Genomic DNA, 14,127 nt, shown 5'->3' with positions numbered 1-14,127 from the left:
CGCGCACGTCCTTCTCCCGTAAGGGCGCGCGGGTCGGCCGACGAGCGCACGGGGCTAAGGCGGCTTTCGGGCTCGCTTAACGCGTTGCGTTGTCGGATTCGGATAGAGAAAGCGTCAGGCGAAAACAACGTCCCCGAAGCGCGAATGCGCAACGGGGACGTCGCGGATGACGCCATTGTGTTGTCAACAATCATAACGCGCGGAAGCTTGCCCGGTGCGAGTTGCTGGCGGCAGACCATACAATCCTTGCGCGCGTGTCAAATCTTGCTCACAAATGCCGGCGGCGTTTCTCCAACTGTTTGCCGGCGATATTTCGCGGCTGTTAATTCGCGAAAAACAGGGGTTGCGCATCTCTGCGGCATCTTTTATAGTTCGTGCCACAACTTAATACCTTGAAACCGTTGAGGTGAAAGTCAAGCCATCATAAGCGCTCACAGAGAGCGGGTGTTGCTGGGAATCCCGCAGAAATGCTGGGTGGTAAATGGTTCGCCGAGGGAAAGGGGAAAGGTTGACGGTTGCTGCGTTACCACGTGGCGGTCGGCAGCTGAGTATCTGGACCGTGAGCCTGCGTTAAGGGCAGAACATGTGTTGGCATGTTCGTGAGAGGGCTCCTTCGGGGGTCAAGTAAAGGTGGCACCGCAGATGTTACGTCTGTCCTTTATCTCAAAGGACAGACGTTTTTTATTTTGCGGGTTATTCGGGCCACGGGGCGCGGCGAGTCGCCATAGCTGCAAACCGGCCTTTGCTTGAAACCTGTAAGCCGATGATTCCTCATTCGCGTTCGTTGCCGGCAGACCGAAAGCCCGGGGACGGGCGATGACCGGCGGAAACCCCGCCAAGAAAGGAATGAGGATCATGACTCAGAACGTTGCAGCCCAGAAGCGTACGGTGGCAATCTCCGCGAAGAAGGAGGGCCTGTCCGTACAAGATCTTATCCTGGTGGCCGTGCTTATCGCAGCCGGCGCCGTCCTCAAGCTGACTGTTTCCAGCTTCCTCAGCTTTGCGGGCATGAAGCCCAATTTCATGATCGCCATGTACTGCCTGGCAATCATCCTCACGCGACCGAAAGTGTATCAAGCCGTGGTGATCGGCCTGTTGGTGGGCCTGGTCAGCCAGCTTCCCATGCTGAACGCCACGCCGCTGGTGAACATCGCCTCCGAGATGTTGGGCGCTTTGGCGTGCGGCTTGCTGGTCACCGCGCTTGCGAAGGTGGCTGCCGATAACAAAGGTTTCCAGAACGTCGTCGCCCCTGTGATCATCACGTTCCTGTCCACCATCGTCTCCGGTTACACGTTCGCCATGATCGTGGGCGTCGCCGTTGCGCATCTTGAGCCGCTGGCGGTGTTCGGCGTGTATGCCGTCATGGTGCTCGGCACGGCAACCATGAACGCCGTGCTGGCAGCCATCCTGACCCCGGTTCTGCGTGCCGTCCTGAAGCGATAACCGTTCAAGCGCCTGCTGGCAGCCGGATCGCCCGCCATCGCGACCGGCTGCGGCGCAGCCTTCGCTTTCGCCTGCATCGCTGGATACTCGCCTGTTTCAGTGAATCCGGCGCATCGCTTCGACATCGTCGGCCTCCGCGCAAACCGCCTGATCATCTTCCGAGAACCCATCGCTAAGAAGGGAAATATCCCATGATCGAGATCTCGCAATTGTCGTTTCGCTATAGAGAAGGGGCCGAGCCCATCCTGCAGGGCATCGACCTGACCATCCCCGATGGCTCGTTCGTTGGTATCACCGGCGCCGCGGGCAGTGGGAAATCCACGCTCACGTATGCGTTCAACGGCATCATCCCGCACTGCTATCCCGGCGACTTCTACGGCAGCGTGACCATCGACGGGCTGGACACGTGCGAGGCGTCCTTGACCGACATCAGCCGCCTGGTCGGCAGCGTGTGCCAGGACATCGACTCGCAGATGGTGTCGTCAGTGGTCGAGGACGAGGTGCTATACGGCCTTGAGAACTTCGGCGTGCCGAAAGACCAGGTGGAGGGCCGTATCGCCGAGGCGCTGGATGCCATGGGAATTTCCGATCTGCGCCATCGCGGTATCGCCGAGCTTTCCGGCGGGCAAAAGCAGAAGGTGGCGGTGGCATCGGTCATCGCGCTGAAGCCGCGTGTGCTGGTGCTTGACGAGCCGACGGCCGAGCTGGATCCGGCGTCATCGCTTGCCGTGTTCGAGTTGCTGGCGCGCTATGCCCGGGAAAACGGCACCACGGTCATCGTGGTGGAGCAGAAGATCGCGCTGCTGTCCGATTTCGCCGACATGCTGCTTATCGTGGACGGCGGCAAGGTCCGCTTCCAAGGAACGCCCTCCGAGGTGCTCGAGCATTCCGACGAGCTGCTGGAGATCGGCGTGAACTGCCCGCGCTCCACCAGCTTGGTGAACCGCTTGCGTGCGCGGGGTCTGGTGGACGCGCCGGCGGCGCGCAACGTCGACGAGGCGGTCAGGGCGTGCAAGCAGGTTTTAAGCGGGAAAGGGGTTTCGGCATGATCGAGTTCGAGAACGTGAGCGCATCATACGATGGCGAGCTGCCGATCTTGCGCGATGTGAGCTTCCGTATCCCCGACGGCGATTTCGTCGCGTTCGTGGGTACGAACGGTGCGGGCAAATCCACGACAATGCGCCTGGTCAACGGCTTGTTGAAGCCGTCGTCGGGCCAGGTCCTCATCGATGGCGTGCCCACCACGCAGCTGCGCACCAGCCAGCTTGCCGCGAAGGTGGGCTTCCTGTTTCAAAACCCCGATCGCCAGATCTGCTGCTCCACCGTGCGCGAGGAGCTGCTGTTCGGCTTCCGCGCGCAAGGGCGCGCAGATGCCGAGGCCGAGGCGAAGGTGGATGCGATGATCGAGCGGTTCGGGTTCGACGGCGACGCCGAGCCGTTCCTGCTCAACCGCGGCACGCGCCAGCTGCTGGCGCTGGCGTCGATCATCGTGATGGAGCCGCCCGTGGTGGTGCTCGACGAGCCGACCACCGGCCTTGATTTCCGCGAGTGCGCCAAGGTGATGGACGTCATCGCCGAGCTGAACGCCCGCGGCACCACGGTGATCATGGTGTGCCATGACATGGAGGTGGTGGCCGACTACGCAAAGCGGGTGATCGCTATGACCGCAGGTCAGGTGGTCGCCGATGGCGAAACCTTCGCCGTGCTGCGCGACCGCGACGTGCTGGCGCGCACGCATCTGCTGCCGCCGCAGGTGGTGGACGTGTCGCTGCGCTTGGTCGAGGACGGCGCTGTGGCGGCGGCATCGCCGGTGGCGCTGGCTGATACGCTTGATGAGATGACCGATGCGCTTGCCGCTGCGGCGGGCGCTTGCGAAAGGACGGGTGTGCGATGAAGGGCTTCCTGGAATACGTGCCGGGCGACAGCTTGCTGCACCGCATGAACCCGGTAGCGAAACTGGCGGCGGCATTTCTGCTGGTGATCGCCTGTTTCGCTACCAGCAACCTTGCGTTGCTGGCGCTTGTGATCGTGCTTGACGCAGTGCTCGCCGTGCAGTGCAAGATGGTTTCGCAAACGTTGGGTCTGGCGAAGGCCGTGGCGCTGTTCTCCCTGGTTTTGGCGCTGATCGCGCTGCTGTTCACACCGCAAGGCGATGTGCTGGCACAACTGCCGTGGGGTTACATCGGCACGGAGAGCGTGGCCGCGGCCGTGCTCATCGTGGTGCGGCTGGTGGCGTGCGCGGTGCCGCTGTTCCTGGTGTTCTACGTAACCAAGCTCACCGATATGGCGAATGCGTTGGTCAAGGTGCTCCACGTATCATATAAGTATGCGTTCACGTTCATGTCCACCGTGCATTTCATCCCCGTGTTCATGAACGATATGGCGGGCATCATGGAGGCTCAGACCGCCCGCGGTGTGGAGTTCGACGGCGGCTTCTTGAAGAAGATCCGCCTGATGATGCCGTTGTGCGTCCCGCTGCTGGTGTCGTCGGTGCGCAAGACCAACAGCGCCGCCATCGCCGCCGAGGTGCGAGGCTTCAACCTGCGCACTCGGGAAAGCGGCTTCAAGGAGTACCCGTTCGCAGGCATCGACTTCGCGGCGCTTGTCGCGGCCGCTACGATCGCGGCGGCGGCTGTTGCGTTGAACGTGCTGCTATAGCCTGTTGCTTCGCGGGGCGTGTAAGGCGATGGCGGAGGGGGCTACTCCTCCGCGTCGTTCGCGGGCTTCTCGTCTTTGCCGAGGATCGCGCGGTAGAGGTTCTCGTCCTGCTCGGTGTACACGTCGAAGATGACGTGCATGTCGGCGCCGGGCTCGTCGGCGGCGCGGGAGTCCAGCCATGCCTTCACCGCTTGCACGGCGATCTGTGCGCCCTCTTGCTGCGGGAATCCGAACACGCCGGTGGAGATGCAGCAGAACGCCACCGACTTCGCCTTCGCCGCACATGCCGCATCCAGACAGCTGATATAGCATTGCGTCAGCTGTTTGCGCTGTTCAAGCGTCGGTTTTCCTTTCGTCATGGGGCCGACCGTGTGGATGATGTTATGCGAAGGGAGGTTATAGGCGGGCGTGACCTTCGCACGGCCGACGGGCTCCTCGTAGCCTTGCTCTCGCATGATCTGCGCGCACTTCAGGCGCAGCTGCACGCCGGCGAAGGTGTGGATGGCGTTGTCGATGCACAGATGCCCGGGGATCCAGCAGCCTAGAAGCGCGCTGTTCGCGGCGTTGACGATGACGTCGCAGCGCAGGGCGGTGATGTCCCCGCGCCAGATGCTCAGACGCGGGTCGGAGTCGATGCGCGCAAGCTCATCGGCTTCGGTGATGCCCGGTTCGGCAACCATAAGCTGGAGCACGCGGTCCTGCACCTTCAGGAACTCCGGCGAAGCAGGCTTCGGCTCGCGCGTGTTCACCAGCGCGCGGAACTGCTCCCACTGCTCCATGAACCAGCGCGGGTCCTCTTGCGGCTCAACATGCTTGCTCCCCGCGCCCCGTTCGTCCATCAGATGATTTACCAGGAAGGCCATATCCTTTACCAATTGCATCATGGGGTTCGCATCTCCTTGCCCGCGTTGCCGTTTTGCCAGGCGGCCGTTGGCGGCGCGCCTGGGCGCCTCGCCGTCCGCCGTCTGGGCATATCGATTCTTGCTGGATAGAATAGCGCAAGGTTCGAGATACCGCGTGCTCGTGCCGGCGCATCGGCGTTTTCGGTGTGGGTGCGGTTCGTAAAGGGGATGGCGCGAAAGGGGTCCGTTATGGTGGCTATGGGAAAGGACGAGGTGCTGCAATACCTCGATGAGCAGGGGGTTTCCTATCAGAAAGTCGAGCACGAACCCGTGTTCACCATGGAGGGGATGGAGCAGCTCGACCTGCCGTTCGCTGCGGAAGTGGTGAAGAACCTGTTCCTGCGCGACGACAAGAAGCGAGCCTATTATTTGGTAGTGATGCCAGAGGATAAGCCGGCGAATCTGAAGGCGCTGCGTGCGACGCTGGAAAGCCGTCCGCTGCGCTTCGCCTCCGGCGACGACCTCGAGGCCATCCTTGGGTTGCGCGCCGGCGCCGTGTCGCCGTTGGGCGTGCTCAATGATGACGAGCGTCGCGTGCAGGTGGTGCTCGACGAGGAGCTGCGCGGTTATAAGGGGCTGGGCATCCATCCCAACGAGAACACGGCAACGTTGCATGTGCCGCTTGCCGATGTGCTGGCCTTGTTCGATGCGCACGGCACGCCGTATCGCTTCGTTCCCATGGAGCGTCCCAAGGCGTAGCCTATCACGGTTGCGGTAACGTTGCGCCCCGTGGGTGAAACAGGCGAGGATGCGTTTCCCGGTTGTTTCTCTCTGGAGCTGTCGGTCCTGCCCCTGGCTGCGTTTCGGGCGGCGCCGGCCCCGGACGCTTACCGCTGCTTTTTCGGGCGCGTTTTTTCAGCTTGTTTTCAGCTAAGGGCCGCCGATGCGGCCCTTAGGCGTTTTGCGGGTCGCAAACCGTACACCAAAGGGTGTAATTCAGTGACATGCGGGTGACGAAACGGTGCAAGCGCCGTCGTGGTGGGCTGCGGCGTGGTAAGGTTGCCCTGTCAAACAAAACGCAGGGCGATAAGGGCCCTGCGCCTCCGATAGCAAGGAGCCTGCCATGACCGATCAGTTCAACAACCAAAACGGCTACGGCCAGCCTGGGCAGCCGATCCCGCCTGCGCAGGGCTACCAGCAGCCCGGCTATCAGCATTCTTATACGCAGCCGGTGGTCGATGCCCAGGACCCCCGCAAAACCTCTTCCGGCCGCACGTTCGGCACTGCGTTCGCCGGTGCGGCGCTTGCCTGCGTTATCGCGTTCGGCGGCTTCACCGTCTATCAGAATGTGACGGGGACCCCCTCCGGCGGCAACGTTACGCTGGGCGCGTCCACGAACACCGAGATCCAGGCCCAGTCCACCGACGACACGCTTCCCGAGGCCGTGGCGCAGAAGTGCCTGCCCTCCGTGGCCGCCATTGACGTGTACACGGCGCAAGCCTCCACCGACATGTTCGGCCGCAGCACGTCCAGCTCGGGAACGCTCACCGAAAGCTCCCTGGGCAGCGGCGTGGTGCTTTCCGAGGACGGCTACATCATCACGAACAACCACGTGGTCGCAGGCGCCGATGCCTTGAAGGTCACCGTGGGTGGCGAGGAGTATGACGCCGACGTAGTAGGTACCGACGAGTCCAGCGACATCGCCGTCATCAAGCTGCGCAATGCCAGCGGCCTGACCCCCGTCGAGATCGGCGATTCCGACAATCTGACTATCGGCGAATGGGTCATGTCCATCGGCAGCCCGTTCGGCCTTGAGCAGTCCGTGGCAACCGGCATCGTGTCGGCCACCAGCCGTTCGCAGATCATGAGCAACTCCGAAAGCAGCGGCAGCGACGGCTATGGGTACAGTTACGGCGGGTCGTCTTCCCAGTCGAGCGGCTACACCATCTACCCGAACATGATCCAGACCGATGCGGCCATCAACCCGGGCAACTCCGGCGGCGCGCTGGTGGATTCCAACGGCAAGCTCATCGGCATCAACACGCTGATCACCTCGTATTCCGGCAACTACTCGGGCGTCGGCTTCGCCATCCCGGTGAACTACGCGGTCAACATCGCGCAGCAGATCATTGAGGGCAAAACTCCCACGCACGCGCAGCTGGGCGTGTCCCTTTCCACAGTCAACTCCCAGAACGCGAAGCGCTATGGCCTGAAGGTCGATAGCGGCGCCTACATCTCCGCCGTCAACAGCGGCTCTGGGGCTGCCGAGGCCGGTCTTGAGGAAGGCGACATCGTTACGAAGTTCGATGGCAACTCCGTTGATTCCGCAAGCGATCTGATGCTCGACGTGCGTTCGAAGAACCCCGGCGACAAGGTCACGCTGGAGGTCAACCGAGATGGCGAAACGAAGCAGATCGAGGTCACGCTGGGCTCCGACGAATCGTCCCAATCCGCGGCCACGCAGCAAAACTCCGGTAGCAGCTCCAGCGAGATGCTCAATCGCCTGCTGAACAACAGCGGGTCCTCTAGCAAGAGCGACGCGGCTTAGCAGCTACGGTGTTGACGGGCCGCTCGGGCAAATGCCGAGCGGCCCCACGCGAGGCGAGCGATCCGCGCGCCTCGCGTGGGGCCGAAAGCCCCTTTTCCTTTCCTTTTCCCTTTTCCCGCGGGAACGGCCCCTGTTTTGGGGCCGTTCCCATTTTTTCGGACATTTGCACCCGTCGTGGCCGGTTACCATTCATGAGCGGGCAGGCGAATCCGCTGCCTTCCATTGGACGGGTCGCTCCGCATGCGGTTTGACCGATAGCCGGCTGCCTGAAAATATCGTAGTAAGCCCATTGCACTACTAGGTAAAGTAGGCGCATAATTAACGACACGCTGTAAGCAGGAGCTGCGACGGGCGGGCGAGTGCTCCCGGGTGCGTTTCCCGGTGGCTCGCCCGCCCGTCGCATCGCTTCGAAACGGAAAAGGGAGACGAGAGACATGTCGTTTGACGTATTGGGGCCGGTGCTCGCCGTGCTGGTCATCTTCGCGGCGCTCATCGCGGTGCTGCGTTATCTGAAGGCGAAGGATAAAAGCTTCACGTTCCGCGTGTTCACGGCCTTGGGGCTGGGTATCGTGCTGGGCGCGGGCATCCAGTTGGCGCTGGGCCGCGGCAGCGAAGCCGCCACCACCGCGCTTGACTGGATGTCGCTGGTGGGAACCGGCTACATCGACCTTTTGCGCATGCTGGTCATGCCGCTCGTGTTCGTGGCCATCGTCGGCGCGTTCACGCGCACGAAGGCCGTTGACAACCTGGGCAAGATCGGCGGATCGGTGCTCGCCGTCCTTTTGATCACGGTGGCCATCGCGGCGCTGTTCGGCTGGGCGACCATCGCCTTGTCGGGCCTGGCCGGGGCAGACTTCACGCAGGGCAGCGTCGACGCAACCAAACTCGACGCCCTGCAGACGCGTCAGGACAAGGTCGCCGATACCACCATCCCGCAGACCATCCTGTCCATGATCCCCGTCAACGTGTTCGCCGACCTTGCCGGCACGCGCTCCACGTCCACCATCGCCGTGGTCATCTTCTCCGCCATCGTGGGCCTGGCCTACCTGAAGCTGCGCGACCGCGATTCCGAGCAGGCGCAGTTCTTCAGCAGCCTCATCGACAGCCTGTACGGCATCGTCATGTGCATCGTGAAAATGGTCGTGGGTCTTACCCCCTACGGCGTGCTCGCCCTTATCGCCAACGTCACGGCCACCAGCGATTACGCCGCCATCCTCGACCTGGGCAAGTTCATCATCTTCAGCTACGTGGCCATCATCGCCATGTTCCTGGTGCACCTGCTCATCCTGGCCGGCAACCGCGTCAACCCTATGACGTATCTTAAGAAGGCCTTCCCCGTGCTGTCGTTCGCGTTCGTGTCCCGTACCAGCGCCGGCGCCCTTCCCATGAACATCGAGACGCAGTCCAAGGCGCTCGGCGTCGATCCGGCGACGGCGAATTTCGCGGCAAGCTTCGGCATGTCCATCGGCCAGAATGGCTGCGCGGGTATCTACCCGGCCATGATGGCAACGCTCATCGCTCCTACCGTCGGCATCAACGTGTTCGACCCCACGTGGGTCATCGGTCTGATCGCCGTCATTGTCATCAGCTCGTTCGGCGTTGCCGGCGTGGGCGGCGGCGCCACCTTCGCCAGCCTCATCGTGCTGGGCACCATGGGCCTGCCCATCGAGATCGTGGGCCTGATGGCCTCCGTCGAGCCGCTCATCGACATGGGCCGTACCGCTCTCAACGTCAGCGACTCCATGGTGGCCGGCGTCACGTCGTCCAACTTCACCGGCGGCCTTGATCGCGATATGTACAACGATCCCGCCGCGGTCATCAACGCCGACGGCATCGAGAAGGCCTAGGTCCTGCTCGTTTGTCCTTTGCGTGAAAAGCCTGGAAACGGCCGCCCCGATGGGCGGCCGTTTCCGTTTTCAGGTAAGATAGGGAAGCTTAAACGCTTTACGATTTAACCGGGAGGTTGCATATGGCCGAGGAATACCGATATAAGCGCGTGCTGCTGAAGTTGTCCGGCGAGGCGCTGGCAGGCGACCTTGGCTACGGCATCGATCCGAAGGTGGTCGATTCCCTGGCCGACGAGATCGCCGACGTGGTGCATGACGGCGTGCAGCTTGCCATCGTGGTGGGCGGCGGCAACATCTTCCGCGGCGTCTCCGGTGCAACCGATGGCATGGACCGCGCCCAGGCGGACTACATCGGCATGCTGGCCACGGTCATGAACGCGCTGGCGCTGCAGGACGCCTTCGAGCGCCACGGCATCTTCAGCCGCGTGCAAAGCGCCATCAACATGCAGGAAGTGTCCGAGCCCTACATCCGTCGCCGCGCCATCCGCCACATGGAGAAGGGCCGCGTGGTCATTCTGGCCGCCGGCACGGGCAATCCCTACTTCACCACCGACACCACCGCGGCGCTGCGCGCCTGCGAGCTGGACGTTGACGTGCTCATGAAGGCCACGAAGGTCGACGGCGTCTACGATTCCGACCCCGTGAAGAACCCCGATGCGAAGCGCTACGACCGCATCAGCTACATGGAGGTTCTCTCGCAGGGTCTCAACGTCATGGACTCCACGGCCACCAGCCTGTGCATGGACAACAAGGTCCCCATGATCGTGTTCGACCTGACGGTGCAGGGCAACATCGCCCGTGCGTTGAAGGGCGAGGACGTGGGCACCACCGTAGAGTAGTAACGTCTTCCGCGTCGCCCGGGCAGGGCGGGCGCTCAAGGGAAAGGAACCGAAATGATCGACGAGATCATGCTTGAAACCGAGGAGAAGATGCAGCGCGCCGTGAACGGCCTGCACAACGCCTTCGGCACCGTTCGCACGGGCCGCGCCAACGCCATGGTGCTCGACCGCATCAAGGTGGACTACTACGGCGTTCCCACGCCCATCAACCAGATGGCCGGCGTGAAAACGCCTGACGCGCACATGCTGGTCATCGAGCCTTGGGACAAGGGCGTCCTGGGCGCCATCGAGCACGCCATCATGGAAAGCGACCTGGGCGTCACGCCGAACAACGACGGCTCGGTCATCCGCCTGCCGTTCCCTGCGCTCACCGAGGATCGCCGCCGCGAGCTGGTGAAGCAGTGCAAGGAGTACGCCGAGGAGGCCCGCGTGGCCATCCGCAACGCCCGTCGCGACGGTAACAGCCATGTCGCCAAGTCCGTCAAGGAAGACAACCTTCCCGAGGACGAGCAGCGTCGCGCCGAGGCCGAGATCCAGAAGCTCACCGACAAGTACGTCGCCGAAGTCGACGCGGTGTTCAAGAAGAAGGAAGCCGAGGTCATGGAGATCTAGAAGCGACGTTCGCCTGCCGGCGAATCCGTTGCTCGGAGCTGCGGGCGCCCCGGTGCGTCGCGTGCTCATGGCTTGCATGGGTGCGGCTGGCTGCTGCCTGTCTGCGCAGCCGGGCCGACGGTGGGGGAGCGGCCCCTGCTATCGCCCAGCGCATCTCCGATCTCCTCGCAACCCTGGTTCGCAACCGGGTTGCGTCATCCGGCTCTTATGAGCGTTCCCTAGTGCCAGCCGGCGGTTTCCCCGCCGGTTGGCTTTTCCCTTATGTAAGAGGCTGCCCATGAACAAGACGCTTGATTACATATTCCCGAATCCGCCCAAGGGCCTGGACCCCGCTGCCCTCGACCCGCGGGCGATCCCCGAGCATGTCGCCGTCATCATGGACGGCAACGGCCGTTGGGCGAAGAAGCGCGCGCTGAATCGCCTGAAGGGCCACAAGGCCGGCATCGAGGCGGTGCGTGAGACCATTCGTTGCGCCTCCGACCTGGGCGTTCGTTATCTGACCATCTATTCGTTCTCCACGGAGAACTGGAAGCGGCCTCAGGAAGAAGTCGTGGGTTTGATGGACCTGTTCGCCAAGACCATGCTGGCGGAGGTCGATGGCCTGCATGAGGAGAACGTGCGCGTGCGCACCATCGGCGACCTTTCGGCCCTGCCCGACGAAACGCGCGAGGCCTTCGAGAAGGCGTGGCTGAAAACGCGCGACAACACGGGCATGACCTTGGTCGTTGCGGTGAACTACGGCTCGCGGCAGGAGATTCTGCATGCTGCCGAGGCGTGCGTGCGCCGTGCGCTGGCAACGGCGGCCGAGGGCGGCGACCCCACCGCGCCGCTGACGGAGGCCGAGTTCGCCCAGGGGCTGTATACGGCCGACATCCCCGACCCCGAAGTGGTCATCCGCACGTCTGGCGAGATGCGCCTGTCGAACTACCTGCTGTGGCAGGTCGCCTATTCCGAGTTCGTGGCAACCGACGTGCTCTGGCCCGATTTCGACCGCTACGAGTTATTGCGCTGTCTGCTGGAGTTCCAATCCCGAGATAGGCGCTTCGGGGCGGTGAAATAAATGTCCGAGGATCTGCAAGGCGGCGAGCAGCGGTGCGCGGAAGATCGCTCGCGCGGCGAGCGCTTGAAGGATTTTGCGTACCGGAAAACGCCGCAGAAGTTCAAGAACGCTTCTGACCTGCAGGTTCGTTTCCGCACTGGGTTCATATACGTCACGGTGTCCGTGCTGTGCATCCTTGCAAGCGAATGGACCACGCTGGCCTTGCTGTCCGCCACCGCTGCGGTATGCGCGGGGGAGTTCTACTACATGCTGCGCGCCGATGCGAAGCTGCCCAACGAGATGCTCGGCATCGTGGCGGCGGCGCTCTATCCGCTCAGCGTGCACTTCTTCGGGTTGTCGGGCGCGCTTATGGTCAGTCTCGTGCTGTTGCTGGCGCTTATCGTGTGGTACGTGTTCTGGATGCGCGCGCGTATCCCCGATGTGGGCGTCAGCTTCTTCGGCGCAGCGTATTGCGGCATGCTGCTTTCCGGCTTGGTGGTGGTTCGCCAGGCGCTGCCGCATCCGTGGGGCGGCGTGCTGGTGCTCGGCATCTTCTTCAGCGTGTGGGCGAACGACTCTTTCGCCTACCTGGTCGGCAGCAAGTTCGGCAAGCATAAGCTGGCGCCGCGCGTGTCGCCGAAGAAAAGCTGGGAGGGCTTTTTCGCGGGCTTGGTTGGGTCGGCGTTGTTCTGGTGCCTGTTCACGCTTATCCCCGGGCTGAACCTGGGCATTCCCGTGGCAATGGCGTTCGGCGTGATCAGCGGCCTGTGCGGCGTGCTCGGCGATTTGGCTGAAAGCCGCATCAAGCGCAACGTGGGCTTCAAGGATTCCGGCAAGCTGCTGCCGGGCCATGGCGGCCTGCTCGACCGTTGCGACAGCCTGTTTTTAGTGGCGGTCGCCTCTGCCATCTTGTTGGTGGCGGGCGGGTGCATCCCCTTTAGCTGGTAAATCGAACGAGCCAACGTTCTTGCGGCGTTGGCTCGAGTTGTATTCGCAGATGATCGGAGGCTTTCATGAAACGCATCGTTGTTCTCGGCTCTACGGGCTCCATCGGGACGCAAACGGTCGACGTGGTTCGGCAGCATTCCGACGAGCTGGAGATCGTCGGCTTGGCGGTGAACACGCGCGTAGGCGATATGCTTGCGCAGGCGCGCGCCCATAACGTGCGCAACCTTGCCGTGGGCGATGAGCGCCTGGCCGACCAGGCGATCGCGTCCGAGGTGCGCGAGCAGGCCGGCGCCCAAGGCGTGTGGGGTTTCGGCATGGACGCTGTGGTGGACCTGGTGCGTCTGCCCGAGGCGGACGTGGTGGTCAACGCGCTGGTAGGCGCCGCCGGTTTGCGCGCAAGCTACGAAACGCTGCGTGCGGGCAAGGTCCTTGCATTGGCGAATAAGGAAAGCCTGGTGGTGGGCGGCGATCTGATCATGCCGCTGGCGGCGCAGGTGGATGCGCAGCGTCGCACGGCGGGCACGGCCCCCGCGGTGGGCCCGGCGGGCGCCCTCATGCCCATCGACTCCGAGCATGGCGCCATTTACCAATGCCTGCTGGGCGAATCCGAGCGAGAGGTCTCCCGCTTGTGGGTTACGGCCTCCGGCGGCCCGTTCCGCGGCAGGAAGCGCGCCGATCTTGAGGGCATCACCCCTGCTCAGGCGCTGAACCATCCCACGTGGAGCATGGGTGCGAAGATTTCCATCGATTCGTCCACGCTTATGAACAAGGGCTTAGAGGTCATCGAAGCGCATCATCTGTTCAACATGCCCTACGACAAGATCAGCGTGGTGGTCCAGCCGCAAAGCGCCATCCACTCCATGGTGGAGTTCACCGATGGCAGCGTGAAGGCTCACCTGGGCACCACCGATATGCGCATTCCCATCCAGTTCGCGCTTAGTTACCCGCAGCGTTGGGAGGCGCCCGTCAAGCCTTTGGATTTCACCAAACTGGGAAGCCTGGAGTTCGCCCCGGCCGACACCGACACGTTCCGTTGCCTGGAACTTGCTCGCCACGCCGGCGGCGTTGGCGGAACGCTGCCGTGCGTCATGAACGCCGCCAACGAGGTGGCGGTGGCGGCGTTTTTGGCGGAGCAGGGCAGCTACCTGGGTATTGCCGAGTGCGTGGAGGCCGTCATGGACGCGCACGAGCGCGAGGGTGTGCAGAAGGTGGAAAGCCTCGAGCAGCTGCAGGCGCTTGACGCGTGGGCTCGCGAAACCGCCCGCAAGTCCGTGCGCTAGGGTTCGCTCTCAGGCTTCCATGCCTATTTCCAATCGCGTGCATCGTGTGGTTATGGTTCCGCTTCGGTAAC

13 protein-coding genes are annotated in these 14,127 nt (G+C 63.0%); 12 read left to right on the top strand and 1 reads right to left on the bottom strand.

What is annotated here, in order from left to right; genetic code table 11:
* Positions 1-855 precede the first annotated feature (855 nt).
* From SFHG_RS09595 to SFHG_RS09580, 4 genes are all read left to right on the top strand, one after another.
* Positions 856-1,443, top strand: a complete 588-nt coding sequence (locus SFHG_RS09595) for a tryptophan transporter (protein WP_202898176.1) — start codon at positions 856-858, stop codon at positions 1,441-1,443.
* 191 nt (positions 1,444-1,634) lie between these two features.
* A complete protein-coding gene (locus SFHG_RS09590) occupies positions 1,635-2,492 on the top strand; it encodes an energy-coupling factor ABC transporter ATP-binding protein (RefSeq protein ID WP_042436896.1) in 858 nt (285 codons plus the stop codon).
* The gene (locus tag SFHG_RS09585) at positions 2,489-3,337 is read left to right on the top strand and encodes an energy-coupling factor ABC transporter ATP-binding protein (protein ID WP_042436893.1); all 849 of its coding nucleotides are present in this window, start codon (positions 2,489-2,491) and stop codon (positions 3,335-3,337) included. The genes SFHG_RS09590 and SFHG_RS09585 overlap by 4 nt, the downstream gene beginning before the upstream one ends.
* Complete coding sequence (locus tag SFHG_RS09580) at positions 3,334-4,101, top strand: energy-coupling factor transporter transmembrane component T family protein (RefSeq protein ID WP_042436890.1); 768 nt, start codon at positions 3,334-3,336, stop codon at positions 4,099-4,101. The genes SFHG_RS09585 and SFHG_RS09580 overlap by 4 nt, the downstream gene beginning before the upstream one ends.
* A 41-nt stretch (positions 4,102-4,142) precedes the next feature.
* Here the strand turns inward: SFHG_RS09580 and SFHG_RS09575 are convergent, their stop codons facing one another.
* Entirely contained in the window at positions 4,143-4,985 is an 843-nt protein-coding gene (locus SFHG_RS09575; protein ID WP_042436888.1) for a protein-ADP-ribose hydrolase, read from the bottom strand.
* 207 nt (positions 4,986-5,192) lie between these two features.
* On the opposite strand from SFHG_RS09575, the gene SFHG_RS09570 reads away from it, so the two are divergent.
* The 8 genes from SFHG_RS09570 (at position 5,193) to dxr (ending at position 14,056) form a co-directional block, all read left to right on the top strand.
* Positions 5,193-5,702, top strand: a complete 510-nt coding sequence (locus SFHG_RS09570) for a prolyl-tRNA synthetase associated domain-containing protein (RefSeq protein ID WP_202898175.1) — start codon at positions 5,193-5,195, stop codon at positions 5,700-5,702.
* Between the two features lie 364 nt (positions 5,703-6,066).
* Positions 6,067-7,491 carry a S1C family serine protease gene (locus tag SFHG_RS09565; protein ID WP_042436885.1) on the top strand — a complete coding sequence of 475 codons (1,425 nt, stop codon included), beginning with the start codon at positions 6,067-6,069 and terminating at the stop codon, positions 7,489-7,491.
* Between the two features lie 434 nt (positions 7,492-7,925).
* Positions 7,926-9,338 carry an L-cystine transporter gene (locus SFHG_RS09560; protein WP_042436883.1) on the top strand — a complete coding sequence of 471 codons (1,413 nt, stop codon included), beginning with the start codon at positions 7,926-7,928 and terminating at the stop codon, positions 9,336-9,338.
* A gap of 122 nt (positions 9,339-9,460) precedes the next feature.
* Positions 9,461-10,177 (top strand): UMP kinase, encoded by a 717-nt coding sequence (gene pyrH / locus SFHG_RS09555; RefSeq protein ID WP_042436881.1) that lies wholly within the window; start codon positions 9,461-9,463, stop codon positions 10,175-10,177.
* A gap of 69 nt (positions 10,178-10,246) precedes the next feature.
* Entirely contained in the window at positions 10,247-10,789 is a 543-nt protein-coding gene (gene frr / locus SFHG_RS09550; protein WP_220241214.1) for a ribosome recycling factor, read from the top strand.
* Between the two features lie 277 nt (positions 10,790-11,066).
* Positions 11,067-11,849, top strand: coding sequence for an isoprenyl transferase (locus tag SFHG_RS09545; protein ID WP_042436874.1), 783 nt, complete (start codon positions 11,067-11,069; stop codon positions 11,847-11,849).
* Positions 11,850-12,776, top strand: coding sequence for a phosphatidate cytidylyltransferase (locus SFHG_RS09540; protein ID WP_042436871.1), 927 nt, complete (start codon positions 11,850-11,852; stop codon positions 12,774-12,776).
* 65 nt (positions 12,777-12,841) lie between these two features.
* Positions 12,842-14,056, top strand: a complete 1,215-nt coding sequence (gene dxr / locus SFHG_RS09535; RefSeq protein ID WP_042436869.1) for a 1-deoxy-D-xylulose-5-phosphate reductoisomerase — start codon at positions 12,842-12,844, stop codon at positions 14,054-14,056.
* Positions 14,057-14,127: the final 71 nt, after the last annotated feature.

Source organism: Senegalimassilia anaerobia JC110 (assembly GCF_000236865.1).
Taxonomy (GTDB): domain Bacteria; phylum Actinomycetota; class Coriobacteriia; order Coriobacteriales; family Eggerthellaceae; genus Senegalimassilia; species Senegalimassilia anaerobia.
The sequence above is the reverse complement of the archived record's forward strand: the minus strand, read 5'-3'. Positions and strand labels throughout refer to the sequence as shown.

Bases quoted from the DNA above. Each gene is read 5' to 3' on its own strand.
- SFHG_RS09595 (WP_202898176.1), top strand. From the start codon at position 856: ATGACTCAGAACGTTGCAGCCCAGAAGCGTACGGTGGCAATCTCCGCG.
- SFHG_RS09590 (WP_042436896.1), top strand. From the start codon at position 1,635: ATGATCGAGATCTCGCAATTGTCGTTTCGCTATAGAGAAGGGGCCGAG.
- SFHG_RS09585 (WP_042436893.1), top strand. From the start codon at position 2,489: ATGATCGAGTTCGAGAACGTGAGCGCATCATACGATGGCGAGCTGCCG.
- SFHG_RS09580 (WP_042436890.1), top strand. From the start codon at position 3,334: ATGAAGGGCTTCCTGGAATACGTGCCGGGCGACAGCTTGCTGCACCGC.
- SFHG_RS09575 (WP_042436888.1), bottom strand. From the start codon at position 4,985: ATGATGCAATTGGTAAAGGATATGGCCTTCCTGGTAAATCATCTGATG.
- SFHG_RS09570 (WP_202898175.1), top strand. From the start codon at position 5,193: ATGGTGGCTATGGGAAAGGACGAGGTGCTGCAATACCTCGATGAGCAG.
- SFHG_RS09565 (WP_042436885.1), top strand. From the start codon at position 6,067: ATGACCGATCAGTTCAACAACCAAAACGGCTACGGCCAGCCTGGGCAG.
- SFHG_RS09560 (WP_042436883.1), top strand. From the start codon at position 7,926: ATGTCGTTTGACGTATTGGGGCCGGTGCTCGCCGTGCTGGTCATCTTC.
- pyrH (WP_042436881.1), top strand. From the start codon at position 9,461: ATGGCCGAGGAATACCGATATAAGCGCGTGCTGCTGAAGTTGTCCGGC.
- frr (WP_220241214.1), top strand. From the start codon at position 10,247: ATGCTTGAAACCGAGGAGAAGATGCAGCGCGCCGTGAACGGCCTGCAC.
- SFHG_RS09545 (WP_042436874.1), top strand. From the start codon at position 11,067: ATGAACAAGACGCTTGATTACATATTCCCGAATCCGCCCAAGGGCCTG.
- SFHG_RS09540 (WP_042436871.1), top strand. From the start codon at position 11,850: ATGTCCGAGGATCTGCAAGGCGGCGAGCAGCGGTGCGCGGAAGATCGC.
- dxr (WP_042436869.1), top strand. From the start codon at position 12,842: ATGAAACGCATCGTTGTTCTCGGCTCTACGGGCTCCATCGGGACGCAA.